24 protein-coding genes are annotated in these 24,604 nt (G+C 57.0%); 17 read left to right on the top strand and 7 right to left on the bottom strand.

The annotated features are described in order from the left end of the window. Positions 1–47: 47 nt before the first annotated feature. Both ACR0CR_RS06330 and ACR0CR_RS06325 read left to right on the top strand, forming a co-directional pair. The gene (locus tag ACR0CR_RS06330) at positions 48–752 is read left to right on the top strand and encodes a CoA transferase subunit A (RefSeq protein ID WP_480597715.1); all 705 of its coding nucleotides are present in this window, start codon (positions 48–50) and stop codon (positions 750–752) included. Beyond that, the gene (locus ACR0CR_RS06325; RefSeq protein WP_480597714.1) at positions 752–1,378 is read left to right on the top strand and encodes a CoA transferase subunit B; all 627 of its coding nucleotides are present in this window, start codon (positions 752–754) and stop codon (positions 1,376–1,378) included. Before ACR0CR_RS06330 ends, ACR0CR_RS06325 begins: the two co-directional genes overlap by 1 nt. Before the next feature lie 42 nt (positions 1,379–1,420). On the opposite strand, the gene ACR0CR_RS06320 is transcribed toward ACR0CR_RS06325, so the two are convergent. Next, positions 1,421–2,290, bottom strand: coding sequence for a lytic transglycosylase domain-containing protein (locus tag ACR0CR_RS06320; RefSeq protein WP_480597713.1), 870 nt, complete (start codon positions 2,288–2,290; stop codon positions 1,421–1,423). Between the two features lie 351 nt (positions 2,291–2,641). Here ACR0CR_RS06320 and ACR0CR_RS06315 point away from each other — a divergent pair, with 351 nt between their 5' ends. From ACR0CR_RS06315 to pdeM, 15 genes are all read left to right on the top strand, one after another. After that, the gene (locus ACR0CR_RS06315) at positions 2,642–2,836 is read left to right on the top strand and encodes a hypothetical protein (RefSeq protein ID WP_480597712.1); all 195 of its coding nucleotides are present in this window, start codon (positions 2,642–2,644) and stop codon (positions 2,834–2,836) included. An 85-nt stretch (positions 2,837–2,921) separates the two neighbouring features. Further along, positions 2,922–3,116: a hypothetical protein gene (locus ACR0CR_RS06310; RefSeq protein ID WP_480597711.1), complete on the top strand. Its 195-nt coding sequence runs from the start codon at positions 2,922–2,924 to the stop codon at positions 3,114–3,116. A 185-nt stretch (positions 3,117–3,301) separates the two neighbouring features. Continuing rightward, entirely contained in the window at positions 3,302–4,183 is an 882-nt protein-coding gene (gene cpaB, locus ACR0CR_RS06305) for a Flp pilus assembly protein CpaB (protein ID WP_480597710.1), read from the top strand. 196 nt (positions 4,184–4,379) lie between these two features. Further along, positions 4,380–5,786 (top strand): type II and III secretion system protein family protein, encoded by a 1,407-nt coding sequence (locus ACR0CR_RS06300; protein ID WP_480597709.1) that lies wholly within the window; start codon positions 4,380–4,382, stop codon positions 5,784–5,786. A 17-nt stretch (positions 5,787–5,803) separates the two neighbouring features. Next, entirely contained in the window at positions 5,804–6,427 is a 624-nt protein-coding gene (locus ACR0CR_RS06295; protein ID WP_480597708.1) for an OmpA family protein, read from the top strand. 203 nt (positions 6,428–6,630) lie between these two features. Next, positions 6,631–7,863, top strand: coding sequence for a CpaE/TadZ family protein (locus ACR0CR_RS06290; protein WP_480597707.1), 1,233 nt, complete (start codon positions 6,631–6,633; stop codon positions 7,861–7,863). A 17-nt stretch (positions 7,864–7,880) separates the two neighbouring features. After that, entirely contained in the window at positions 7,881–9,320 is a 1,440-nt protein-coding gene (locus tag ACR0CR_RS06285; protein ID WP_480597706.1) for a TadA family conjugal transfer-associated ATPase, read from the top strand. An 11-nt stretch (positions 9,321–9,331) separates the two neighbouring features. After that, positions 9,332–10,300, top strand: coding sequence for a type II secretion system F family protein (locus tag ACR0CR_RS06280; RefSeq protein ID WP_480597705.1), 969 nt, complete (start codon positions 9,332–9,334; stop codon positions 10,298–10,300). Positions 10,301–10,310: 10 nt separating this feature from the next. Then, a complete protein-coding gene (locus ACR0CR_RS06275) occupies positions 10,311–11,309 on the top strand; it encodes a type II secretion system F family protein (protein WP_480597704.1) in 999 nt (332 codons plus the stop codon). 4 nt (positions 11,310–11,313) lie between these two features. Beyond that, entirely contained in the window at positions 11,314–11,895 is a 582-nt protein-coding gene (locus ACR0CR_RS06270; protein WP_480597703.1) for a tetratricopeptide repeat protein, read from the top strand. A gap of 30 nt (positions 11,896–11,925) precedes the next feature. Next, positions 11,926–12,777 carry a tetratricopeptide repeat protein gene (locus ACR0CR_RS06265; protein WP_480597702.1) on the top strand — a complete coding sequence of 284 codons (852 nt, stop codon included), beginning with the start codon at positions 11,926–11,928 and terminating at the stop codon, positions 12,775–12,777. A 3-nt stretch (positions 12,778–12,780) separates the two neighbouring features. Continuing rightward, positions 12,781–13,326: a prepilin peptidase gene (locus ACR0CR_RS06260; protein ID WP_480597701.1), complete on the top strand. Its 546-nt coding sequence runs from the start codon at positions 12,781–12,783 to the stop codon at positions 13,324–13,326. Positions 13,327–13,443: 117 nt separating this feature from the next. Further along, positions 13,444–14,751 carry an ATPase gene (locus ACR0CR_RS06255; protein ID WP_480597700.1) on the top strand — a complete coding sequence of 436 codons (1,308 nt, stop codon included), beginning with the start codon at positions 13,444–13,446 and terminating at the stop codon, positions 14,749–14,751. 48 nt (positions 14,752–14,799) lie between these two features. Continuing rightward, positions 14,800–17,211, top strand: coding sequence for a ligase-associated DNA damage response DEXH box helicase (locus ACR0CR_RS06250; protein ID WP_480597699.1), 2,412 nt, complete (start codon positions 14,800–14,802; stop codon positions 17,209–17,211). A gap of 41 nt (positions 17,212–17,252) precedes the next feature. Further along, positions 17,253–17,915, top strand: a complete 663-nt coding sequence (gene pdeM / locus ACR0CR_RS06245) for a ligase-associated DNA damage response endonuclease PdeM (RefSeq protein ID WP_480597698.1) — start codon at positions 17,253–17,255, stop codon at positions 17,913–17,915. A gap of 8 nt (positions 17,916–17,923) precedes the next feature. On the opposite strand, the gene ACR0CR_RS06240 is transcribed toward pdeM, so the two are convergent. From ACR0CR_RS06240 to ftsH, 6 genes are all read right to left on the bottom strand, one after another. Beyond that, positions 17,924–18,661, bottom strand: a complete 738-nt coding sequence (locus ACR0CR_RS06240; RefSeq protein WP_480597697.1) for a LytTR family DNA-binding domain-containing protein — start codon at positions 18,659–18,661, stop codon at positions 17,924–17,926. Between the two features lie 189 nt (positions 18,662–18,850). After that, positions 18,851–19,741: a bifunctional methylenetetrahydrofolate dehydrogenase/methenyltetrahydrofolate cyclohydrolase FolD gene (folD, locus tag ACR0CR_RS06235; RefSeq protein WP_480597696.1), complete on the bottom strand. Its 891-nt coding sequence runs from the start codon at positions 19,739–19,741 to the stop codon at positions 18,851–18,853. Between the two features lie 40 nt (positions 19,742–19,781). Then, positions 19,782–20,087, bottom strand: coding sequence for a chorismate mutase (locus tag ACR0CR_RS06230; protein ID WP_480597695.1), 306 nt, complete (start codon positions 20,085–20,087; stop codon positions 19,782–19,784). A 58-nt stretch (positions 20,088–20,145) separates the two neighbouring features. Then, positions 20,146–21,822, bottom strand: a complete 1,677-nt coding sequence (locus tag ACR0CR_RS06225; RefSeq protein ID WP_480597694.1) for a formate--tetrahydrofolate ligase — start codon at positions 21,820–21,822, stop codon at positions 20,146–20,148. Positions 21,823–22,008: 186 nt separating this feature from the next. Next, positions 22,009–22,584 (bottom strand): MOSC domain-containing protein, encoded by a 576-nt coding sequence (locus ACR0CR_RS06220; protein WP_480597692.1) that lies wholly within the window; start codon positions 22,582–22,584, stop codon positions 22,009–22,011. Between the two features lie 93 nt (positions 22,585–22,677). After that, on the bottom strand, positions 22,678–24,594 hold the full coding sequence (gene ftsH, locus ACR0CR_RS06215; RefSeq protein WP_480597691.1) for an ATP-dependent zinc metalloprotease FtsH: 1,917 nt from the start codon (positions 24,592–24,594) through the stop codon (positions 22,678–22,680). Between the last annotated feature and the right edge of the window lie 10 nt (positions 24,595–24,604).

Here is a 24,604-nt window from a genome sequence, read left to right as displayed (position 1 = left end):
CGTGGCGGCACAACCTGCCCAGCACCATGTCATTGGGGGAGTTTTTCATGAAGAAAGTCTATGACAATGCCGCTGAGGCGCTCGACGGAGTGATCTCGGATGGCATGTTGATCGCAGCGGGCGGTTTCGGCCTTTGCGGCATTCCCGAGCTTTTGCTGGAAGCGATCCGGGCATCGGGCGCCCGGAATCTGACCTTTGCATCGAATAACGCAGGCGTCGACGATTTCGGCATCGGCATTCTGCTGCAGACCAAGCAGGTCAAGAAAATGATCAGCTCATACGTCGGCGAAAACGCAGAATTCATGCGTCAGTATCTGGCCGGAGAACTGGAACTGGAGTTCAACCCGCAAGGAACGCTGGCCGAGCGGATGCGTGCCGGTGGCGCAGGGATCCCCGGTTTCTACACCAAAACCGGTGTGGGCACAGTGATCGCCGAGGGCAAAGAGCACAAAGATTTCAACGGTGAGACCTACATCATGGAGGAAGGCATCTTTGCCGACCTCGCCATCGTCAAGGCTTGGAAAGCCGACGACACCGGCAATCTGGTGTTCCGTAAAACTGCCCGCAACTTCAACGTCCCCGCCGCGACCTGTGGCAAGATCTGTGTGGCAGAGGTTGAGGAAATCGTCCCGCGCGGCTCGCTCGACCCGGACGCAATCCACCTGCCCGGCATCTACGTGCACCGCATCATTCAGGGCACGCATGAAAAGCGCATCGAACAACGCACCACCCGCAAGAAGGAGGACGCATAATGCCCTGGGACCGCAATCAAATGGCCGCGCGCGCGGCGCAAGAGCTGGAAGACGGCATGTATGTGAACCTCGGCATCGGTATTCCGACGCTGGTGGCAAACTATGTGGGTGACAAGGATATTACGCTTCAGTCCGAGAATGGAATGCTGGGCATGGGCCCCTTCCCGTTTGAAGGCGAAGAAGACCCTGACCTGATCAACGCGGGCAAGCAGACAATCACCGAACTGTCCCGCACCTCGTATTTCGACAGCGCAACGTCGTTTGGCATGATCCGGGGCGGAAAAATCGCCGCTGCGGTGCTGGGTGCGATGGAGGTCGACGAAGAAGGCGATCTGGCGAATTGGATGATTCCCGGCGTGCTGGTCAAAGGCATGGGCGGGGCGATGGACCTTGTTGCAGGCGTAGGCCGCGTGATCGTTGTCATGGATCACACCAACAAACACGGCAAATCCAAACTGCTAAAGAAATGCACGCTGCCGCTGACCGGAAAGAAGGTGGTGAATCGCATCATCACCAATCTCGGCGTGCTGGATGTGGTTGAAGGTGGATTGAAGATCGTCGAAATCGCCGAGGGCGTGACGGAAGACGAGATTCGCGCCGCGACCGAGGCCACTCTCGTCAATTGATGCCCTAAGAATTACGCAAAGGGCCCGCCGTCGTGCGGGCCTTTATGGGTTTAGGGTCTGGAACACGCAAGCGTCCGAGATGAACTGCGGCGGCGCAGTACAAAGCGCGCTGGCCACTTGGAACGCGGCCAGCACCTTGGGTACATAGTCCCGCGTCTCGGCATAAGGCGGCACGCCGCTGTGTTTTCGAACCGCGCCCTCACCCGCGTTGTATCCGGCCAGGACCAAAATCGGATCATTGCCGAACTCTTCCATTAGCCAATTCAGGTACCGAACACCGCCCTCAATGTTTTGGGAGGGTTGCAAGCTGTCCTGAACGCCAAAGCGCTCGGCCGTGGCCGGCATGAGCTGCATCAGCCCCTGCGCGCCTGCCGAACTGACGGCTTTGGGCCGCCCAGCCGATTCGACTGAAATCACCGCAAGCACCAGCGCCGGAGATACGTTTGTGCCAACGGTGGACCGCAGGATATCTGCCCCACGCTGTTGCGCGATGTTTTGCAGGATCTGCAAGCGTGGTGCGGCGATGCCCGTCGAGGACACGGCCCGCATGGCCTCTCTCAGCCGCCCTGCGCTGGCTTCGGAGATTTCTGGGGAAACTCTTGTCCAAAATGCTTTGTAAGAGCCGGTGGGATTTCCAGGTGTTGCAATAGACGGCACAACCGACGCAGGCGGTTCTGCGCGAGCGATGATCTCCGGCTCGACCAACGTAGCACCCGTGCTGGGCGCAGAAGGTGCGGCCGCGTGTTGATCAACGGTGATTTGAACGTCAACGCGTTTATGCTGACCCGGCTTGGGGGCCTTGATACGTTTGTATACGCCGCGCGGCTCTTGCTCGACCGCAACAGCGGTATGTGAACCCGACAACAGCAACGCCGTAACCGCGGCGCATCTAAGTGCGACCTGGAAATACATTTGCCTGCCTCTGTTTTCTTCTTTTGAAGCATTTTGAACCCCAAATCCGCCCGCAACACCAGAAAAACAAAGCGAAATGGGGCAATTTCGCCTCATTTGCCGCTATTTTGCATCGCCCGACCATTCACCCACAAAAAAGATTTATCTTTTTATCGTTCATTTTCATATGGTTACGAAAATCGCTTCGAAAAAGTTAAGCTTTGAGGAAAAAAAACTGCGTTTGGCCCAATTCCTGCCACGCACGAAGGGCAAACATATTCCCATACCGAGACGAACGGGAGCGGACTGAGAGAGAAAGCTCTGTAAGACGGCTAGGTTGAATTACTTTTGATCCTTTAGGAGGGACGTACCATGATCAAGTTCATCAAGAACTTCCGCAAAGACGAAGACGGCGCCGTAACTGTAGACTGGGTTGTTCTGACCGCAGCTGTTGTTGCTCTGGCAGCCATCGCATACGGCCAGGTTAAAGCCGGTGCCAGCGATCTGGCAGGCGACGTTAAATCGGCACTGCTGGGCGCAAACGTAGGCTCGATCGTCCTGCAGTAACCCCGTAGTACCTGAAAAATTATTGGGGCTGTGTCTTAGCAAAAGGCATGGCCCCTTATTTTTAACACCAACATGATGGTCCGATATGTTTAAAAGATACCAGCATTTTTGGAAGGATGAGTCCGGCGCCATCACCGCCGACTGGGTTGTACTGACAGCAGGAATTGTAGGACTTGGAGCGCTGGTCTTTTTCTATATGTCAGAACCGATTCAAAACCTTGATTCGCAGACAGGAGCTGCGCTGAGCAATGCGCAAGTTGGATCTCTTGTGATCCGCTGACATGGGTAACGACCTGAACCGGCGCGGCTGGCTGTTCGGCACCGTGAATCGATTTCAAAGACGCTCAGAGAATTCTTTGGATTGTCCCCCTTTTCGACACAATTCGAATTTACAAGCGGGACTGAGTTAAGTCTGCGCGAGTCAGCGCGGTCTGCCAAAAGAAACTAAGAATAAAGGGGACACGAATGCGTGCAGTATTTGGACTGGTCCTGATCGTTGGCATCGCGTTGGCTGGTGGCGCGGTCTACCTAGCCCGCGAGTTTATTACCGAAAACAAGGCCAAGCTCGAGCGGGAACGGCTGTTGAGGGAACAGGCACAGGCCAATGCCCAGCTTGAAGTGGTGCCGACCGTGGGCGTTTTGGTATCGACGCGGGCATTGCGGTATGGAGAAAAGCTGACCGAGGAAGACGTTCAGGTAATCCAATGGCCAGAAAACGCAATTCCCGAGGGAAGTTTCGTCGATTTGGCGGTCCTTTTTCCCGAAACCGGTGAGAAAGATCGCTTTGTTCTGCGCGCGATGGAAAAAGACGAAGCCATCATGGAAGTCAAGGTCACCAGACCTGGTGAGCCTGCTGGCCTGACCTCGCGGTTGCCCAAGGGCATGCGGGCATTTGCTATTACTGTTGACGTCGCCTCGGGTGTTTCCGGCTTCCTGCGACCGGGTGATGTTGTCGATGTCTACTGGACAGGATCGTTGCGCGGCGCATTCGAGGGTGCCAACGGTGAAATCACCCGCTTGATTCAAACCAGAATAGAATTGATCGCGGTCGATCAGACCGCCGGGTCCGATCTGACTGGCGCGACAATCGCCAGAACGGTGACGGTTGTCGTTACGCCGGAACAAGTGGCGGCGCTTGCCCAGGCTCAGAACACCGGACGTTTGTCGCTTGCACTGGTCAGTGTTCAAGATGAGATCGCTTCGGGTTCGGTCGAGGTTGATCAGCGTAAGCTGCTGGGAATAAAGGAGGCGGCACCGGCTCCGGTCGCCGTCGAAAAAGAAGTCTGCACCATTCGCACCCGACGGGGTGGCGAGACGGTGGTGACCGAGATTCCCTGCACAAACTGACACGTATTCAGTCTGTTAGGTTGCTTGGGCCGCGCAAATTGCGCGGCCCTCATTTTTTCATTGTTGCGCAATATCCACATAAGGAAGTTTCCGGAAACCATTGATTATTGCAATAAATCCGGATTTGACGCAGGGTTCCCGGGTAGTGGGCACAAGACCCGACAAAAATCGAGTGGTGATCGGAGAGGCAGGTCACATGAAAATACGTTCCTGGATTGGCGCGGCCCTAACGGGGTTGGCGCTTACTGTTGGTCCTTTCGGTGATGCCGTTTGGGCTCAAGATCTTCGCGTGGTGAAAAAGGGCACAGTGGAAACGCTTGAAGTGCCCGTGAACCGCGCAATCGTGGTGGAAAGCGAACAGCCGTTCGCCGACATCAGCATTGCCAACGCCGGCATTGCAGACATCTCAACTCTGTCAGATCGAACGATCTATGTGCTTGGCCGCGCGCCGGGCATGACGACGCTGACTCTGTTCGATGGTGCAGGCAACCTTTTGACCAATGTCAGAGTTCGGGTTTCACCCGATGTGACCGAGTTCAAAGAGCGTCTTCGTCAGATCCTGCCGAACGAGCGGATTGAGGTACGGACCGCCAACGACGGCATCGTTTTGTCGGGCACGGTCTCGAGCAGTGCGCGCCTGACACGGGCACTTGAGCTGGCCGAACGCTATGCCCCCGAGCGGGTGTCCAACCTGATGAATGTTGGGGGCGTTCAGCAGGTTATGCTGAAAGTCCGCTTTGCCGAGATGAACCGTTCGGTTGCCAAAAACCTGTCGGCATCCTTGGGCTTTGCCAACGGCGACGTAACGGGCGGCATCAACACCCTGAACACGCAGGGCGCATTGAATAACGCCTTGGGTAACAATATCCCTCTGGCTCAATCCAATACCGGTGCAATCCTGTTTGGCTTCGGCGCGGGATCGACGCAGGTTCGTCTATTGCTGGAAGCGCTTGAATCCAAAGGACTTGCGCGCAGTCTGGCCGAACCGAACTTGTCGGCGCTGTCCGGTCAGGAGGCAACGTTCCTTGCTGGTGGCGAGGTGCCGATCCCGGTTCCACAAGATGACGGGGTTGTCGGGATCGAATATCGCGCTTTCGGTGTTGAGATCGACTTTATTCCACGCGTCGTAGATGGTGACCTGATCAATCTGGAAATGGCCGCATCCGTTTCAAGCATCGATCCGGGCGGGAACTTCTCGATCAACGGCGACGCTGTCCCCAGCTTTATTGTTCGCCAGACAAGCACAACGGTCGAACTGCGTGATGGCGAAAGCTTTGCGATCGCGGGACTGATTCAGGACGACTTTACAGACCTGAGCAGCCAGATTCCCTGGCTTGGTGATGTGCCCGTTCTGGGGGCACTGTTTCGCAGCGCCGAATATCAGCGCGATCAAAGCGAACTGGTTATCATCATCACCGCACATCTCGTGTCTCCGACTCGCGGCGAGGCTCTGGCCCTGCCCACGGATCGGGTGAAACCGCCTAGCGAGTTCGACTTGTTCCTGAACGGGCGCGTCGCGAGAACTGTAAGAGCCGGTAGCGGCGCAGCCTCGGAAGTGGCGAAGCAGGATTTCGGCAGCTCCTACGGCTACGTCCTGGATTGATTGAAAGGATAGGACCAATGCAGAAGTGGATCTTGACACTTAGCCTATCGGTTGCAGTCGCTGCCTGTACGCGTGAAGCCGGGTACGAAATCGATCAAGGCACATTCGGTAATGCGAACTTTAACAATGTGCAGGTCTTAAACGGCCAACTCACATATGGCCAGATTCTCGGCCAAAGGTTTGCCGCCGAAGTGCCGACTCAGATCAATTTCGCCTTTAACAGCGCCGAACTTGATGCGACGGCCCAGAGGATTCTGTCGCAGCAGGCGAGTTGGATCAAACAGTTCCCCGAAGTCCGTTTCCGGGTCTACGGCCATACGGACGCTGTCGGGTCTGTCGCCTATAACAAAAGTCTGGGGCAACGCCGTGCAAACGCCGCTGTTGCGTACCTGACGCGGCAAGGCATTTCGCGCAACAGGTTGGAAGCGGTCGTTTCCTTCGGCAAGAGCCAGCCTTTGATCGATACACCGAACCGGGATCGGCGCAACCGTCGTACGGTAACCGAGGTATCGGGCTTTGTTGACGGGCATCAACAAGTGCTGGACGGCAAATACGCTGCGGTGGTTTACCGCGAATACATCACCAGTGCGACCCCCGAAAGCGGTCTCTCGAAAGAGACATCCACCGAGTCCGGCGGCTAACAATAACGTGTGATTGGGCGACATCGTCGCCCAATTCCCAACAATTGGTTCTTTTGCGCCCAATTCTCGCCCAACTTCCAAGCGACCTTGACAACAATTGGGTGACCTGCGGCCAAGTTTGACCGCACCGGGCGACAGCATACCAGAACTGAACTCCTAGCGATTTTCAGGTTTGCTCAGCCCTCTCGACGAGGATTGTGTTAATGACAAGCGCTACGCCACAAGACGATAATTCAACTATTCTGGCCTGTACCGTCAGCCGGGACGTCCAGAATTTCGATCTGCTGATCGAAGACATGGAATCCGTTTTGGGTGAACGATGGGGCGATCTGGGTTTTGCAGAGGCCTTGGCTTTCTTCAACCAACCCGAAGCCGAATCGCTGCAATTTGTGGCGCTGGCGCTGGACGGTGAGGACGAAGACAACCTGACCCTGATGGGCGAGATCATCACCCAGGCCAAGGACAAGGGCATCAAAGTCGTTTTGATAGCCGAAGATGTATCTCCTGCATCGCTTCACCAGCTTTTACGCAAGGGCGCGGACGAGTTTGTCCCCTACCCCCTGCCTGAAAACGAACTGAGCGAAGCGATCGACCGGATGAATGCGCCGGATCCAGTTGCCGCCCCGCAAGCAGCGGTCGCACTGACGAGCGGTGAATCCAAGGAAGGCGCGCTGTTCGTGGCACATGGTCTTGCCGGCGGCGTCGGCGCGACGACACTTGCGGTCAACTTGGCATGGGAACTTGCAAATGTTTCCGCAAAGGAAAACCCGAAAGTCTGCCTGATTGACCTCGATCTGCAATATGGCACCGTATCGACCTATCTGGACCTACCCCGCCACGAGGCCGTGTTCGAGATGCTGTCGGACACGGATTCGATGGACGAAGAATCCTTTGGCCAGGCCCTTCAGACATTTGAAGACAAGCTGCAGGTTCTGACCGCCCCATCTGACATGGTGCCACTGGACATCATCACACAAGAAGACATCCAGCGTGTCATTGATACGGCGCGCCGGCATTTCGACTATGTCGTCGTGGATATGCCGAAAACGCTGGTGCATTGGTCCGAAACCGTTCTGCAGGCCGCGCATGTCTATTTTGCGTTGCTGGAACTGGACATGCGGTCTGCTCAGAATGCGCTGCGGATGAAACGTGCCTTACAGGCAGAAGAACTGCCGTTCGAAAAGCTGCGCTTTGCCATGAACCGTGCGCCGAAGTTCACGGATCTGAGTGGCAAGGGTCGCGTCAAGCGGATGGGCGAAAGCCTTGGGATCTCAATCGATTTGCTGCTGCCGGATGGTGGAAAACCGGTCATGCAGGCTGGGGATCACGGATTGCCGCTGGCCAATTCTGCGGCCAAGAACCCGTTGCGCCGTGAAATCGCCAAATTAGCCCAATCGCTTCATAGCCTTGGCAGCAGTGACGCCGAAGCAGCGTAATACAAAGGAGAACCGCGGTGTTTTCACGATACAAAAAAGAACCTGCTGCACAGCCGGTCGAAACGAAAGCGCCTCCGGCAGCTCCAACTGAAGCTGCGGCCCCAAGCCCATCGGCTACGGCCGTCGCCCGCAAACCGATCCCCAAAAAACCAGCCGAGGTTGTTGCCAACGACAAGGAACGCAAGCGCAAAGAGCGTTTGGGCGAGATCAAGGTCGAACTTCATCGAGAATTGCTGGAAAACCTGAACCTCGGGGCGCTTGAAAACGCGGCCGAAGCTGAATTGCGTGCGGAAATCAGTGCAATTGCAAGTGAAGTGCTTGAGGCGCGTAGTATTGTTCTCAACCGCGAAGACCGGACGCAGCTGAACAAAGAACTGTATGACGAGGTCACCGGGCTTGGCCCTCTGGAAACGCTTCTGCGGGACGATACGGTCAACGATATTCTGGTTAATGGCCCGCAGCAGATATTCGTTGAACGCCACGGTAAGTTGGAAGTCAGCGACATTACGTTCAAGGATGAAAAGCACCTGATGCGGATCATCGACAAGATCGTATCCGCCGTTGGACGCCGCGTCGATGAATCCAACCCTTATGTGGACGCCCGCCTGGCCGACGGCTCGCGTTTCAACGCGATGGTGCCGCCGATTGCTGTGGATGGATCGCTGGTTTCCATTCGTAAATTCAAAAAAGACAAGCTGGGCATCGACGATCTGGTCAATTTCGGTGCGTTTACCGAGGAAATGGCCGCGTATCTACAAGCAGCCGTTTCGACACGCCTGAACATCATCGTCTCGGGCGGTACAGGTTCCGGTAAAACAACGACCTTGAACGCCTTGTCCAGCTTTATCGATGACGCCGAGCGCATCCTGACCATCGAGGATACGGCTGAACTCCAACTGCAGCAGACCCATGTGGGCCGGATGGAAAGCCGCCCGCCTAACGTGGAAGGCAAAGGTGAGGTCAGTCCGCGTGACTGTCTGAAAAACGCCCTGCGTATGCGTCCTGACCGCATCATCGTGGGCGAGACCCGTGGTGCCGAGGTGATCGACATGTTGCAGGCCATGAACACTGGCCACGACGGCTCGATGACCACGATCCACGCCAACTCGGCCCGCGACGGGATTTCACGTCTGGAAAACATGATCGCGATGGCTGGGATCGAAATGCCGATCAAGGCGGTCCGCAGCCAGATCTCCAGCGCTGTGAACTTGATCGTACAGGCTAGCCGCTTGCAAGACGGTTCGCGCCGTATGACTTCGATCACCGAAATTACCGGGATGGAAGGCGATGTCATCTCGATGCAGGAAATCTTTAAATTTCAACGCGTTGGTCTGACACCAGACAACAAGATCATCGGACACTTTACGGCAACTGGCGTGCGCAGCCACTATTCCGAGCGGTTCCGCCTGTGGGGCTTTGACCTGCCCCCGTCGATCTACGACCCAACCACGATGTAGGAGATACGGTTATGCAATTGCCTTTGGAGGCACTCATCTACATCGTCATCTTCGTCGGGGTTCTGGCCCTTGTCGAAGGGATTTATCTGGTTGCCTTTGGCAAGTCGATCAGCCTGAACAGCCGCGTAAATCGCCGCCTCGATATGATCGACAAGGGCGTCGGACGCGAAGAGGTTCTGGAACAGCTGCGCAAGGAAATGCAGCAGCACATGAAGTCGCAGAGCATCCCGCTCTATTCTCTGTTGGCCGATAAGGCCCAAAAAGCAGCCATCGCCTTTTCGCCCAGACAACTGATCATGATCATGATGCTGGTGTCCGGCGTGGCCTTTCTGGGTCTGAGCATCGGAACCGATACCGATACCCTGCTGCGCGCTGCTCTGTCGGTCGCCATCGGGGTGGGCGCGGTCTATGCCTGGGTCAACAGCAAGGCCAAAAAACGCATGAGCATGATCGAAGAACAGTTGCCCGATGCGGTGGAACTGATGGTTCGGTCATTGCGCGTCGGCAACCCGTTTGTGTCATCGGTGCAAATCGTGGCGTCTGAGGTCGAGGACCCGCTTGCAACGGAATTCGGCATCATCTCGGATGAGGCCGCCTATGGTCGCGAAGTGGGCGAGGCCCTCAAAGACATGGCCGAGCGCCTGGATATGCAGGATCTTCGCTTTTTGGCCGTCGCCGTGACGATTCAGCAGCAATCCGGCGGTAACCTGGCCGAAATTCTAGCCGGTCTGGCTAAGGTGATCCGGGCTCGGTTTCGTCTTTTCCGCCGCGTAAAGGCGATCACCGCCGAGGCGCAATGGTCCGGTAAATTCCTGTCCGGGTTCCCTCTGGCCTGTCTGCTTTTCATTCTGGTCAAAGATCCCAACTACTATGACACGGTTTTGGACCATCCCTACTTCATTCCCGCATGCTTTTTTGTTGGCATCATGCTGACCATTAACCTGATCGTCATGCGTGTTCTAACGAACATTAAGGTCTAAGGACTGAGCCATGGAATTTCTGAATCAAATCAACGATCTGCTGAAACAGCACCTTGGGGATTTCGGCCCGCTCATCGTGGTGGGTGTTCTGGGATTGTTCATGATCCTGATCACCATTCCCCTGCTGCTCAATCAGCCGGAAGATCCGCTGAAGAAGTTGCAGAAGTCGACGGCCCCCCCAAAGACAACGAAAAATAATAAAAAAGAACGCCTGAGACAAGCAGGTCGCAACGAACAGCTTGAGAAGTTTGCGAACTTTCTGGAGCCCAAGGACAAAGAAGAATACACGGCGGTCCAGCTCAAGCTGCGGCAGGCGGGCTATCAGTCAAAGGACGCCGTGCGCTTCTATAATTTCGCCCAGTTTGCGCTTGGCATTCTGGGACTGTTCATCGGCATTTTGTTGGTCACTGTTCTCGCCGGAGATCAGGAGTTTGATTCCACTCAGATTCTTCTACGCGTGGCAGCGCCCGGACTGATCGGATACTTCATTCCGAAATACTGGATCACCAGACGCGTAGAAGAACGTAAGGAAGCCATCACTAATGGTTTCCCGGATACGCTGGACCTGATGCTGGTCTGCGTCGAAGCGGGTCAGTCGTTGGATCAGGCAATCGTGCGCGTGGCGGCCGAGATGAAAGCCTCGTACCCTGACATTTCCTTGGAATTCGAAGTCGTTGCCCATGAGATGAAAGCGGGTAAAGAAAAAGACTCGGTGCTTCGCGATTTCGCAACCCGTTGCGGCGTTCAAGACGTCAGCGCGTTTGTTACCGTCATGATCCAGTCGGCGACTTTTGGTACGTCAATCGCCGAAGCGCTGCGTGTTTACGCCGATGAAATGCGGGACAAACGCGTCATGCGTGCGGAAGAAGCTGCAAACAAGTTGCCAACGAAAATGACACTTGCCACTATGACGCTGACGGTTCCGCCCTTGTTGTTGATCCTTGTCGGTCCTTCGGCAAAAGGCATCATGGATTTCGGAAGCGGAGCCGGACCAGGCGTCGGCGGGTAACAGGATGAAGCGACTTACCAGCGCAACCAAAAATTGGTTCCGCACAGCCATTCAAGCCACCGTGGTTCTGACCATGGTGGCTTCTTGCACTGAAAGTCGGCCTGCCGATGATCCGTTCGCACCGGGAATAGATCCGTCCGGACCTGCAGCAGACGAAGTCACCATCGGCAACCGCCTCATGGCCGCCGGTGAATATGAACTGGCTCTGAAGTCGTTTACCCGAGCCGCGCTGGACCAAGGTCTGACACCACAGATCCTGACCTCTTTGGGCACTGCCAATCTTGGACTTCGGCGTGTTGGGCAGGCCGAACCCTTGTTGCGGCGCGCCGTCGAAGACGATCCGGATTGGCCCGTTGGCTGGAACAATCTGGGCGTTTTCTTGATGGAAACCGAGCAATATGCCGAGGCGTCTCAGGTCTTTCGGCGGGCCTACGCGCTGGACAATGGCGAAAGTGACGCAATCCGCGACAATCTGCGGTTAGCTCTCGCAAAAATGGAAAATCCTGATAATAATACCGCACAAGAACAAGAATTTGAGCTGGAACAACGCGGCGACGGTCAATTCGTTCTGCGTAAAATCCAGTAACCGAGGCAAGAGCAGTAAGGGACGCAAAAAATGCGCCAATCTTTCTGGATTCCGTCCATCCTAACCTGTGGGCTGGTTTTGGCCGCCTGCGCAAAGGAAAGCGAAGAAGAAAAGGTCGAACGCACGTTTCAGGAGGTCAACGTCATAGACGAGACCAACCTGAACGATGTGATGCTGAACGCAGCGGACCCAAATGAGGCCGTCACATATTTTCAGGGCGCGGCCGTCAAAAACCCGCAACGGATTGACCTCCACCGTGGTTTGGCCGTCAGCTTGACCCGCGCAAAACGCAACACCGAAGCGTCAGTCGCCTGGAAGCGCGTCGTGGGCATGAAAGGGGCGACAAACGCCGACAGGGTTGAACTTGCGGATTCCCAAGTGCGCAGCGGCAACTGGGATCAGGCCAAGGCGACGCTGGACAAAATCCCCCCCACGTTTGAGACCTTCAAACGCTACAGGCTAGAGGCCGTCGTTGCGGATTCCAACAAGGATTGGAAGCGTGCGGATCACTTCTACGAAACGGCTGTGGGCCTGACCACCCGCCCGGCCGGCGTGATGAACAACTGGGGGTATTCAAAGTTGACCCGCGGCGAATATGCCGATGCCGAGCGTTTGTTTACTGAGGCGATCCGGCAAGACAATTCACTGTTCACCGCTAAGAACAACCTTGTGCTTGCTCGAAGCGCGCAGGGAAACTACGGCATGCCGGTCATCCCGATGTCGCAGATTGAGCGCGCCAGGCTATTGAACACAATGGGTATTTCGGCTGTGAAGCAAGGCGATATCACGACCGCCAAGAACCTCTTCCGTGAGGCAATAGCGACGCACCCGCAGCACTACGACGAAGCAGTTCGATCGCTTCGCGCCCTCGAGGAAGCCTGACCCATGGCGATACCTGCAGCGGCGGCAGCCTGGTTTTTGCCCTTTGTGCTGCCGATCTGCTTTTACGTTGCCTTCACGGACATGCGTGAGATGCGGATCAAGAACCACGCGGTCATGGCGTTGTTTCTTGTCTTTGTCGTTGTTGGGATTTTTGTCCTGCCCCCATGGTCCGGCGAATGGGTCGCCGGTCGGTTTTTGCTGACACAACTGGCTTTGCCGGTTTTTGTCTGGCAGTTCATCCATGTTTTGGTCGTTTTAGTGATTGGCATTGTTCTGAACGCCGCCGGGTTGATTGGTGCGGGTGACGCCAAATTCTGCGCCGCTGCGGCAGGGTTCATTTGGGTGCCCGACTTGATGCTTGTCTTTGTGATCCTAATGGCAACAACCCTGGGGGCCTTTACCGCGCACAGGCTGGCAAAGCATAGCCCGTTGCGCCGAATGGCACCGCATTGGGAAAGCTGGGACCGTGGCAAGCAATTTCCCATGGGGCTGACACTGGCCGGAAGCCTGGTCATCTATCTGGCTCTTGGGATAATTCACGGTTCGTAAACAATCATCAGCACGCCTTGCCCGCGCCTTGGTGCTGCCACAAAGCGTCGCCAAATTTTCGTCAACGGGCCCGCCTTAGGGCTGTAGACGTGAATAATTGATGGACGAGTCCCTCTCATGAATATGCAGACAACCGCTGTTATGGCCCCCCCTACCCCAAAGGGTTTGGGCGAAATGCAACTCCCGCTGGTCATGATGCGGGATATTCTGCTGAAGACGATCTTTCGCAAGAATGTGGATACTGTTTCCGAAGTGGCCGCAGCTGTCTGCCTTCCCGGCTCTGTGACACAGGAGTTGATCGACATTGCGCGCGAGCAGAAACTGCTTGAGGCCACGGGCACGCTAAACGCCAACTCGGGTAATGAGATGGGTTATCAGTTGACCGACGCCGGAAAGGCGCGTGCTTTGGACGCGCTCAGCCAGTCGGAATATTTTGGCGCAATGCCGGTGCCACTGGATGTCTACCGCGAACAGGTCAAACGCCAGTCGATCCGCAACATTCAGGTTACCCGCGATCAGTTGACCGGCGCCATGGGTCATTTGGTTTTACCGGACAGCTTGCTGGATCATCTCGGCCCGGCGGTCAGTGCGGGACGTTCGATCCTGATGTACGGCCCGCCCGGCAACGGTAAGTCCTCAATCTCGAATGGTATTCGCGATGCCCTGGGGGACAACGTCTATGTTCCCCGCGCGATTGAATACGCGGGGCAGGTGATCACTGTCTACGACCCCATCGTTCACACCGCGATCGAGCAAGAAGCCGACGACCCAAACAGCCTGCGCCGCCGCAAACGCTTTGACACACGCTATGTGCAATGCGAACGCCCGACCGTTGTGACGGGTGGTGAATTGTCACTCAGCATGCTGGATCTGGTCTACAACCCGACCGCGCGGACCTATCAGGCCCCGCTTCAGCTGAAATCAACCGGCGGCATCTTCATCGTGGACGACCTTGGACGTCAGGCCGAACCGCCTCAGGCCCTGATCAACCGTTGGATTGTTCCGCTGGAAGAAAGCAAGGATATCCTTGGCCTGCAATCGGGTGAAAAGTTCGAGGTTCCCTTCGACACGCTGGTCATCTTCTCGACCAACTTCCACCCGAATGAGATCTTCGACCAAGCGGCCCTGCGCCGGATCTTCTTCAAGATCAAAATCGACGGTCCAAATCAGGAGAATTTCCTGAAAATCTTCGCGATGGTCGCGCGCAAGCGCGGTATCCCATTGGACGAATCCGCTCTGGTGCATTTGCTGAAGGTCAAATATCCGACTATCAACAATGTCTATGCGAACTACCAGCCGATCTTCCTGATCGACCAGATGATCTCGATCTGCGAGTTTGAGGGCATCCCCTATCAGATGAGCCCTGATCTGATCGACCGAGCTTGGGCCAACATGTTCGTCAAAGAAGAGAAGATCATTCACTGATCCAAAGTCCGGTTTCATTGGGCGAAAGGCTGCGATAGGTTTGCCGGGATGGCGCAGATACCCCCGGCAATCCAGAACTGGTTTTCCCAAAAGGGCTGGTCCATCCACCCGCATCAGCAAGACATGTTCGACCGGGCACGGGACCCGGCGACGCTACTGATTGCGCCCACCGGTGGCGGCAAAACCATGGCAGGGTTCTTGCCAACGTTGGCAGAGTTGGCGTCCGGAGAGCACGCTGGTCTGCATACAATCTATGTTTCCCCTCTTAAGGCGCTGGCAGCGGACATTCGACGCAATCTACGCGCGCCCGTCGACGAAATCGAACTGTCAATCCGCGTCGAGGATCGCACCGGCGACACCTCGGCAACGCAGAAAAAACGCCAGCGCGTCGACCCGCCGCATATCCTTTTGACCACACCCGAGAGCCTTGCGCTCCTGACCTCGTATGAGGATGCCGCCCGCATGTTCACCGGCGTCGAAAGGGTGATTGTCGATGAAATTCATGCACTTGCCGAGAGCAAGCGCGGCGATCAACTGATGCTGGCCTTGGCGCGGCTGCAGTCGCTGTGCCCGGATTTGCGCCGCGTCGGACTGTCCGCAACCGTCGAAGACCCTGAAGCCATCGCGCAGTTTTTGGCGCGGCAACCGGACCCCTGTCAGATCATTCAGGCCGATCCCGGACCCGACCCCGACATCTCGATGCTGGAAACCGAAGAAAAACCGCCCTGGTCGGGTGGCGGGGCGGCTTATGCGATCCCCGCGGTTTTGGAGCAGATCAAGCAACACAAGACCACGCTGATTTTTCACAACACGCGCGCGCAGGCCGAGATTTTCTTTCACAACCTATGGCTGGCCAATGACGAAGGTCTACCCATTGGCATCCATCACGGCAGTCTGGATCGGCAGCAACGCGAACGGGTTGAGGCCGCGATGGTACGCGGCGATTTGCGCGCCATTGTTTGTACTGGCAGTCTGGATCTGGGCATTGACTGGGGTGACGTCGACCTGGTCGTACAGATCGGTGCACCCAAGAACGTGAAACGGCTGGTGCAAAGGATCGGACGTGCCAATCACCGCTACAACGCGCCGTCCAAGGCGTTGTTGGTGCCCGCAAACCGGTTCGAAGTGGTCGAGTGCGTCGCCGCGCTCGAAGCGGCTCGCGCGCATGAATTGGATGGCGAGCCCCGAGGCAAGGGACCTCGGGACGTGTTGTGCCAGCACATCCTGATCGCGGCGGCCAGCGGTCCGTTCGATGCGGGCGTTCTCTATACCGAGATGACATCAGCCGGGCCTTTCGCCCAGTTGAGCCGCACCGAATTCGATGACTGTCTGGAGTTCTGTGCAACCGGCGGCTATGCCCTACGCGCCTATGACCGCTGGCAGCGTTTGCAACAGCGCGCAGACGGTCTTTGGCACCTGCGCGACCCGCGCGCCGCGCAGCGTATTCGTATGAACTTGGGCACAATTCAGGACACGGATACGCTCAAGGTTCGGCTGCGACGCAATCGTGGCGGCAAACCCTTGGGCGAGGTTGAGGAGGCCTTTGCGGCCTCTCTCACACCCGGTGACACGTTCCTGATCGGAGGACAGATCGTCCGCTATGAGGGCCTGCGTGAGATGGTGGTCGAGGTCAGCCGCCGCGCCGACAGGAAGCCTAAGGTCGCGGTCTTTGCGGGCACCAAGTTCGCTACGTCTACCCAGCTTAGCGACCGCATTCTACGCATGTTCGACCAGACCGATTGGCCGCAGCTTCCACAACATACCGCAGAATGGCTGGCGCTGCAGAGGCAGATGTCGCGCCTGCCGCAGCGTGATCGCTTGTTGATCGAGAGCTTTCCCAATGACGGGCGCGAGAACATATGCGTCTACGGGTTTGCAGGGCGAAACGCACAGCAAACACTGGGTCTGCTGCTGACCAAGCGTATGGAGGAGATGGGTCTTGCCCCGCTTGGCTTTGTCGCCACCGATTATGCCACGTTGATCTGGGGTCTGGACGCCGTCACTGACCCACGACCTCTGTTTCAGCGGGACGCGCTGCGCGATGGTTTGGACACATGGTTGGCCGGAAACGCGGTCATGAAACGCACGTTCCGCGCCTCAGCCACCATCGCGGGGCTGATCGAACGCAACACAGGTGGCCAACGTAAATCCGGGCGTCAGGCCACGTTTTCGTCGGATATCCTGTATGACACTTTGCTGAAGTACGACCCCGATCACCTGCTGATGCAGATCACGCGCGAAGAGGCGATGCGCGGGCTGGTCGATTTCGGCCGGATCGAGGGCATGCTGGATAGGATCAATGATCGGATTGACCTGCTGAGACTGGATCGTGTCTCGCCCCTGGCGGCACCTTTGTTTCTTGAAGTCGGCAAAGTACCGGTCAAAGGCGAGGCCGAGGAGCGCCTGTTGGCAAACGAAAGCGCGCGCCTTTTGCAGGCCGCCGGGTTGGAGACCGGCTGATTCCGCTTGATTGCGCCGGGCAAAAAAGCAAAGAACGTATCATGAACGTGTGCGACTTTGTGTTTGCGGGACAAAACCTGTCCGCGCTGGGTTCGGGAGCCCTTTGGTGGCCCGAGCAAGACCTGCTCTGCGTGTCGGACTTGCATCTAGGCAAGTCACAGCGAATGGTTCGCAACGGTGGCCCTGCCCTACCGCCATACGAAAACCGCGAGACGTTGACTCGATTGGCCTCTGATCTGGCGAGAACCGAGGCGTCAACCGTGATCTGTCTGGGCGACAGCTTTGACGATCTTGAAACTGCGCAAAGCCTGGACCCAGATGACCAGATGCACATCGCAACGCTTCAGGCAGGTAGAAAATGGATATGGATTGAAGGAAACCATGACCCCGGCCCGGTTGAGCTTGGCGGGACGCATTTGGCAGAATGGGAAATTGCGCCCCTGGTCTTTCGCCACATCGCGCAGTCGGACGCATGTGCCGAGATATCGGGCCATTACCATCCGAAAGTGAGTTTGAACGCCAAAGGCAGAACGATCACACGCCCGGCTTTCTTGGTGGATGACGCGCGCCTGATTTTGCCTGCTTACGGAACCTACACCGGAGGGTTGAGAAGCTCGGACAAAGTTCTGGCGGGTATGTTCGGCAAGACCGCCCGTGCAATTCTGACGGGTGACCAGCCCAGAATGCTACCTATGCCGCGATAACCAACCGGCTATAGGACGCCTGCATCCTCCAACACGGGTTTGTACTTTCGGCTCACCGGAATCCGGTCACCGTTAGAGAGGTGAAGCCAATTTTTTCCGCCTTCTTTTTTCGCCCCTACGATGGCGGCGCGCACAACCCAGTGTGACCGATGCGTGCAACAGCCTTCAACCGGCTCCATTTCCGCAATTGCGTCGGAGAGCCTGGAACGAATGGTGAAAATACCGGCGGTCGTGACAACATCAACGCAATGATCGCGTACGCTCAGGCGAACGATCTGGCCGTCGAACGTATCCGGAAGGCGGTTCAGCAGGCGAGGGTCGTGCCTTGCGGGTTCCGGCACGTCTTGGTCACGTTGCCTTACAAGAAGCAATCCGGTTGCGAACATAACGCCATAAGGCACCACAGTGGGCAAGCCAGGCGCATCCTGACCGCTGACGCTGAATATGACCCAAGTTAGAAACCACAGCGAAGGCGCAAACATCGAAAGAATCAACAAAGCGAACAGGGCATCGCGGGCGATCAAACGGAATTCACAAAAATGCCTGCGCACCAGTTTGCTGGCTGTCCTTGTGGCCCCAAGTGCCAGGGCCATGACGCCCGTCCAGAACACAACGCGCAGTGAAAACGAAAGGTTCATGTCGCGAAACGGCGCAAAGGAGTACGCGAGCAGGGGAATGAAAACCAGCCCCGCCAACACTCTTTGAAGGTTGCAAAAGGCCAGAATCGGTTGCAATTCAATCTTCATAGCTGGAAACGCCCCCCTCCTCAGGGCATAACCGATTGCGGCTTCGCGCACATGCGTAAAAACACGCCAACTCATTGGTGTTTAAGCCATATCACCGGGTTGCGTGAAGGCAACCCTATCAGTCTCGAATTAACAAAACTGTAATCTTCGAGATGCAAGTTGCGCTTGCTTCACACCCAGTTGAAATTGTCAGGCCGTCAGGCCTTCGGGCTCGGGCATGCCGTTGGCGCGGCAACAGGCCGTCAAAGTGTTTGCCAGAAGGCAGGCGATGGTCATCGGGCCGACACCACCGGGCACAGGTGTAATCGCCCCCGCGCGCTCGGCTGCGCTGGCGTAGTCCACGTCGCCCACCAGCTTGTTCTTGCCGTCCCGCTCGATCCGATTGATGCCCACGTCGATCACGGTTGCGCCCTCTTTGATCCAGTCGCCTGGCACCATCTCGGGTCGGCCAACAGCGGCGACAACGATATCGGCGCGGCGCACGACATCGGGTAGATCCTTAGTGCGGCTATGTGCAATGGTGACGGTGCAACTGTCGCCCAGCAACAGCTGCGCCATCGGCTTACCTACGATGTTTGAACGCCCGATTACCACCGCGTCCATCCCCGACAACGACCCATGGTGATCACGCAGCATCATCAAGCACCCCAGTGGTGTGCAGGGCACCATCGACTTCTGCCCCGTGCCCAGCAAGCCAACGTTCGAGATGTGGAATCCATCCACATCCTTGGCCGGGTCGATGGAGTTAATCACCAGATCTTCATTCAGGTGTTTTGGTAGTGGCAATTGCACCAAGATACCGTGCACGGCAGGGTCGTTGTTCAGCTTGTCGATCAACGCCAGCAGGTCTTCCTCGGATGTCTCGGCGTCCAGCTTATGCTCGTAGGAGTTCATGCCGACCTCGACGGTCTGCTTGCCCTTCGAGCGCACGTAGACCTGGCTGGCCGGGTCTTCACCGACCAGAACCACGGCCAAGCCTGGGGTGATGCCGCTTTGCTCCTTCAGCTTTGCAACCTGATCAGCCACCTGCGCGCGAACTTTCGCTGCGAACGCCTTGCCATCAATAACCTGGGCTACCATTCTTCGATCCCTTCGTTCAAAACCGGATCAGGATGCCCGGTCAGTCAGAGCCGAGAACACGTTCCTCACGTGCAATCGACCAGTCAATCAAAATGCGCCAAAGCCGTTCAGCAAGGTCCGGGTCCATACCCAGATCGTCCGAGCTGACGCGCACGCGCTGCACCACTTCCTCAACACGGTCCGGGATGCGGGCAGGCAGCCCCTCGGCCGGTTTAAGCTGCGAGGCACGGTCGATGTATCCCGCGCGCGCCGCCAGCATCTCGATCAGATGGCGATCCAGCTTGTCGATCTGAACCCGCAATTCCTGCATCGATTGACAGTCTTGCGGCGGTGTCAGAGTGGGCATCTTCGTCTCCTCATGGCCCGGGGGCTTCCCCGGACCACGAGATGTCTCATTTGGGGGCTTAGAACAAGCCCTCGATCTCACCTGCGTCGTTAAGGCAGATGGTTTCAGCAGCGGGTTTGCGCGGCAGACCGGGCATGGTCATGATCTCGCCGCAGACAACGACGATGAAGCCAGCGCCCGCGGATAAGCGGACCTCACGCACAGGGACCGAGTGGCCGGTCGGCGCGCCGCGCAGGGTCGGGTCGGTCGAGAACGAATACTGCGTTTTCGCCATGCAGACTGGTAGGTTGCCGTAGCCAGCGTCTTCCCACTCGCGCAGTTGGTTGCGGATCTTGTTGTCGGCCAGAACCTCGTCGGCGCGATAGATGCGCTTGGCGATGGTTTCAATCTTTTCGAACAGTGGCATTTCATCAGGGTAGATGGGTGCAAAGTTTGCGGTGCCACCTTCTACGATTTCAACCACCTTCTCGGCCAGAGGGGCCGACCCGTCGGAGCCCAGTTCCCAGTGACGCGACAGAACCGCTTCGACCCCGTGATCCGCGCAGTATTTCTTGACCGCTTCGACTTCATCATCGGTGTCAGTGACAAAGTGGTTGATGGCGACGACAACCGGGACACCAAAGGACTTCACGTTTTCGATGTGACGCCCAAGGTTGGCGCATCCAGATTGAACCGCGTCGACGTTTTCGGCACTCAGATCGGCCTTGGCAACGCCGCCATTCATCTTCATCGCGCGCACGGTAGCAACCAGCACGACTGCCGAAGGTGCGATGCCTGCTTTGCGGCACTTGATGTTCATGAACTTCTCGGCGCCCAAATCGGCACCGAAACCGGCTTCGGTCACTACGTAGTCGGCAACTTTCAGAGCGGTCTTGGTCGCGATGACCGAGTTACAGCCATGCGCGATGTTCGCGAACGGGCCACCGTGGACGAAGGCGGGGTTGTTTTCCAGCGTCTGCACCAGGTTCGGCTGCATCGCATCTTTCAGCAGAACGGTCATCGCACCTTCTGCCTTGATGTCGCGGCAGTAGACCGGTGATTTGTCGCGGCGATAGGCTACGATAATGTCGCCCAAACGCTTTTCCAGATCCTTCAGGTTGTTGGCCAGGCACAGGATCGCCATGACCTCGGACGCCACGGTGATGTCAAAACCGGCTTCACGCGGGAAACCGTTCGACACACCGCCCAGAGACGCCGTGATCTGACGCAATGCGCGGTCGTTCATATCGACCACACGACGCCATGCAACGCGACGGATGTCGATGTCGCATTCGTTGCCCCAGTAGATGTGGTTGTCGATCATGGCCGACAGCAGTGAGTGGGCTGAAGTGATGGCGTGGAAGTCGCCGGTGAAGTGCAGGTTCATTTCCTCCATCGGAACAACCTGTGCATAGCCACCACCCGCAGCGCCGCCCTTCATGCCGAAGTTCGGGCCAAGCGAGGCTTCGCGGATACAGATCATCGCGTTTTTGCCGATGCGGTTCAGACCGTCGCCCAGACCCACGGTGGTTGTGGTCTTGCCCTCACCCGCAGGGGTCGGGTTGATCGCGGTGACAAGGATCAGCTTGCCGTCTTCACGGTCCTGAACCGAGTTGATGAAGTCCTGGCTGACCTTCGCCTTGTCGTGGCCATAGGGCAGCAGATCATCGCTAGAGATGCCAATCTTTGCGCCGATTTCCTGAATCGGCTTCTTGTTCGCTTCGCGGGCGATTTCGATGTCGGATTTGTAGCTCATTGGGCAAGATCCCTGATTGAATGCCGTGCAAACCGGCGCAAATGGCCCGGTGCTGCGCAATCCATACAATTGTGTACCGAAACGATGGATATGGATTCCGACATAATCACGTCGTGAAACGGCGTAGCGTCACTTACAGGGTGGCGTCACGTCACTTTGATCGTTTCCCATCGGAAAACCTGTGCCTTAAGGTGTCCAGGCGCGCTGATCCGGCACAAACAGTTTCATGGAATCACCCCGCTTCAATTCTCCGGTTCGTTCCACCCAGGCGGTTACTCCACGCCGTCCCTGAGCGGCAGGTTTGAATGCGGCACCGTGGCCCGGCTGATCCACCTCAACTTCGCGGCCGGGAATGACGCAGGGGCGGTTTTCCATATCGACGGTAAGGGTCACCCCATCCGGCCCCTGAAGGCGCGAGGACGGGGGGATATGGGTGAAATCCGGAATGCCCCGCAACAAGATGCTGACCCCCAGATAGGACGGGTCCAAATGGTCCAATCCCATCTCGGCTGCCGTTGCCTGCATCTCTTCTTCGGACAAGACGGAAAGCTGGCGCACATTGCGGATTTCGGTGCCTTGCGGATATATGTTGCGCATCCTCACGCAAGACGCGCGGTTGAGACCCTCATGCCGCTCTCCCTGCACCCCTGCAAACCCCAGTGACAGGGCGCTGACGGCTTCGGCCCGGATCGACTTGCCCCCCGGGACGTGCCCCAACCAGACGACTTCGCCCGTGTATTCGGTTTCGCGCAAGACCGGCATTGTTTTGTTCCCTCGCAGTATTCCGGCGGCCACTAGACGGTAAGACGGCACCAAAGAAAAGAAAAACCCGAGCCTTGGCCCGGGTTTTGTTCATTATGCCGAGGGTTCCGGCTCCATCCCACCATCAGGTGGAGACTTCTTGACCTTGGTCTTCGGAATGGCGGTGACGCTGGGCGCGCTGCCCTCATCGGGTTTGTCGCCCTCATCGTCATCCTCGGTCGGCGCGTCGCCGTTCATGACACGCTTGATCTCGTCACCAGTCAGGGTTTCGTATTCCAGAAGACCTTGCGCCAAACGTTCCCATTCTTCGCTTTGCTCGCTGAGGATTTCATGCGCCCGCTCATAGCCTTGCTGGATCAGGCGCTTGACCTCTTCTTCGATCAATTCCTTGGTGTGGGCCGAGACCGAGAAGCCAGCGGTATTTCCCTGATAGCCCTCATGCGCCTCGGCATAGTCGATATTACCAACCTTGTCCGACATACCCCAGCGCATCACCATAGCGCGCGCCAACTGGCTGGCCTGCATGATGTCACCTGCAGGACCGTTGGAAACGTGGTCTTCACCGTATTTTATGACCTCAGCGGCCTTTCCGGCCATCGTCATGGCCAGCTTTTGCTCGCACTCATCGCGGTGATAGTTCAGGCGGTCCATTTCCGGCAACGACACAACCATGCCCAACGCACCACCGCGCGGGATGATTGTCGCCTTATAGACTGGATCGCACAGCGGCAGGGTCAGGCCGACAACGGCGTGACCGGCCTCGTGATAGGCGGTCTTTTCCTTCTGGTCCTGGGTCAGCACCATACTGCGGCGCTCGGCCCCCATCATCACCTTGTCTTTGGCGTTCTCAAAGTCTTCCATAGTGACAAAGCGGCGACCCACACGGGCAGCCATCAGCGCCGCCTCATTCACGAGGTTCGCCAGATCGGCACCCGAGAAGCCCGGAGTACCCCGTGCAATGATGCGAAGATCGACATCGGGGCCCAAAGGCGTTTTGCGCGCATGTACACCCAGAATTTTCTCACGGCCTTTAATGTCAGGGTTGCCAACGGTCACGTTGCGGTCAAACCGGCCCGGACGCAGCAGAGCCGGATCCAGAACGTCCTTGCGGTTGGTGGCCGCCAGAATGATGACGCCTTCGTTGGCCTCAAAACCGTCCATCTCGACCAGCAACTGGTTCAGAGTCTGTTCCCGTTCATCGTTACCGCCGCCATAACCGGCACCACGATGGCGACCCACGGCGTCGATCTCGTCGATAAACACGATACAAGGCGCGTTTTTCTTGGCCTGTTCGAACATGTCACGGACACGGGATGCGCCGACACCCACAAACATCTCAACAAAGTCGGAACCCGAGATGGTGAAGAAGGGCACACCCGCCTCACCCGCAATGGCACGGGCCAGCAGCGTCTTACCGGTACCCGGAGGGCCAACCAGCAGCGCACCCTTGGGGATTTTACCGCCGAGGCGTGAGAACTTCTGCGGGTTGCGTAGGAATTCGACGATCTCTTCCAGCTCTTCTTTTGCCTCGTCGATGCCTGCAACGTCATCGAAGGTCACGCGGCCTTGCTTTTCGGTCAGCATCTTGGCTTTGGACTTGCCAAAGCCCATCGCTCCACCTTTGCCGCCACCCTGCATCCGGTTCATGAAATAGACCCAGACACCGATCAGCAGCAGGAATGGAAGCAGCGTGATCAGGAACGACTGAAACCCGGATTGCTGCTGTTTTTCAGCGCGGACAGGGATGTTCTTGTCGATCAAAAGCTTGGTGACTTCGGCATCTGCAGGCTTGATCGTGACGTAGTCACGGTTGTCACTTGTGCGATACCGGATCTGTTCACCATCCAATGTCACGTTGGTCACGTCACCGGCGTCAACCGCGCTGACAAATTCGGAATAGGTGCGTTCGTTATTCTGGAGCGACCCGCTGGGTCCGCTGAACAGGTTGAACAGTGCGAGGATCAGCAGAAACAGTACGACCCAAAAGGCGATGTTGCGAGCGTTGCCCAAGGAAAATCTC

It is taken from the genome of Ruegeria sp. AM2, assembly GCF_056540685.1.
This window is presented reverse-complemented; position numbering and strand designations above follow the sequence as displayed.

Bases quoted from the DNA above. Each gene is read 5' to 3' on its own strand.
- ACR0CR_RS06330 (WP_480597715.1), top strand. From the start codon at position 48: ATGAAGAAAGTCTATGACAATGCCGCTGAGGCGCTCGACGGAGTGATC.
- ACR0CR_RS06325 (WP_480597714.1), top strand. From the start codon at position 752: ATGCCCTGGGACCGCAATCAAATGGCCGCGCGCGCGGCGCAAGAGCTG.
- ACR0CR_RS06320 (WP_480597713.1), bottom strand. From the start codon at position 2,290: ATGTATTTCCAGGTCGCACTTAGATGCGCCGCGGTTACGGCGTTGCTG.
- ACR0CR_RS06315 (WP_480597712.1), top strand. From the start codon at position 2,642: ATGATCAAGTTCATCAAGAACTTCCGCAAAGACGAAGACGGCGCCGTA.
- ACR0CR_RS06310 (WP_480597711.1), top strand. From the start codon at position 2,922: ATGTTTAAAAGATACCAGCATTTTTGGAAGGATGAGTCCGGCGCCATC.
- cpaB (WP_480597710.1), top strand. From the start codon at position 3,302: ATGCGTGCAGTATTTGGACTGGTCCTGATCGTTGGCATCGCGTTGGCT.
- ACR0CR_RS06300 (WP_480597709.1), top strand. From the start codon at position 4,380: ATGAAAATACGTTCCTGGATTGGCGCGGCCCTAACGGGGTTGGCGCTT.
- ACR0CR_RS06295 (WP_480597708.1), top strand. From the start codon at position 5,804: ATGCAGAAGTGGATCTTGACACTTAGCCTATCGGTTGCAGTCGCTGCC.
- ACR0CR_RS06290 (WP_480597707.1), top strand. From the start codon at position 6,631: ATGACAAGCGCTACGCCACAAGACGATAATTCAACTATTCTGGCCTGT.
- ACR0CR_RS06280 (WP_480597705.1), top strand. From the start codon at position 9,332: ATGCAATTGCCTTTGGAGGCACTCATCTACATCGTCATCTTCGTCGGG.
- ACR0CR_RS06275 (WP_480597704.1), top strand. From the start codon at position 10,311: ATGGAATTTCTGAATCAAATCAACGATCTGCTGAAACAGCACCTTGGG.
- ACR0CR_RS06270 (WP_480597703.1), top strand. From the start codon at position 11,314: ATGAAGCGACTTACCAGCGCAACCAAAAATTGGTTCCGCACAGCCATT.
- ACR0CR_RS06265 (WP_480597702.1), top strand. From the start codon at position 11,926: ATGCGCCAATCTTTCTGGATTCCGTCCATCCTAACCTGTGGGCTGGTT.
- ACR0CR_RS06260 (WP_480597701.1), top strand. From the start codon at position 12,781: ATGGCGATACCTGCAGCGGCGGCAGCCTGGTTTTTGCCCTTTGTGCTG.
- ACR0CR_RS06255 (WP_480597700.1), top strand. From the start codon at position 13,444: ATGAATATGCAGACAACCGCTGTTATGGCCCCCCCTACCCCAAAGGGT.
- ACR0CR_RS06250 (WP_480597699.1), top strand. From the start codon at position 14,800: ATGGCGCAGATACCCCCGGCAATCCAGAACTGGTTTTCCCAAAAGGGC.
- pdeM (WP_480597698.1), top strand. From the start codon at position 17,253: ATGAACGTGTGCGACTTTGTGTTTGCGGGACAAAACCTGTCCGCGCTG.
- ACR0CR_RS06240 (WP_480597697.1), bottom strand. From the start codon at position 18,661: ATGAAGATTGAATTGCAACCGATTCTGGCCTTTTGCAACCTTCAAAGA.
- folD (WP_480597696.1), bottom strand. From the start codon at position 19,741: ATGGTAGCCCAGGTTATTGATGGCAAGGCGTTCGCAGCGAAAGTTCGC.
- ACR0CR_RS06230 (WP_480597695.1), bottom strand. From the start codon at position 20,087: ATGCCCACTCTGACACCGCCGCAAGACTGTCAATCGATGCAGGAATTG.
- ACR0CR_RS06225 (WP_480597694.1), bottom strand. From the start codon at position 21,822: ATGAGCTACAAATCCGACATCGAAATCGCCCGCGAAGCGAACAAGAAG.
- ACR0CR_RS06220 (WP_480597692.1), bottom strand. From the start codon at position 22,584: ATGCCGGTCTTGCGCGAAACCGAATACACGGGCGAAGTCGTCTGGTTG.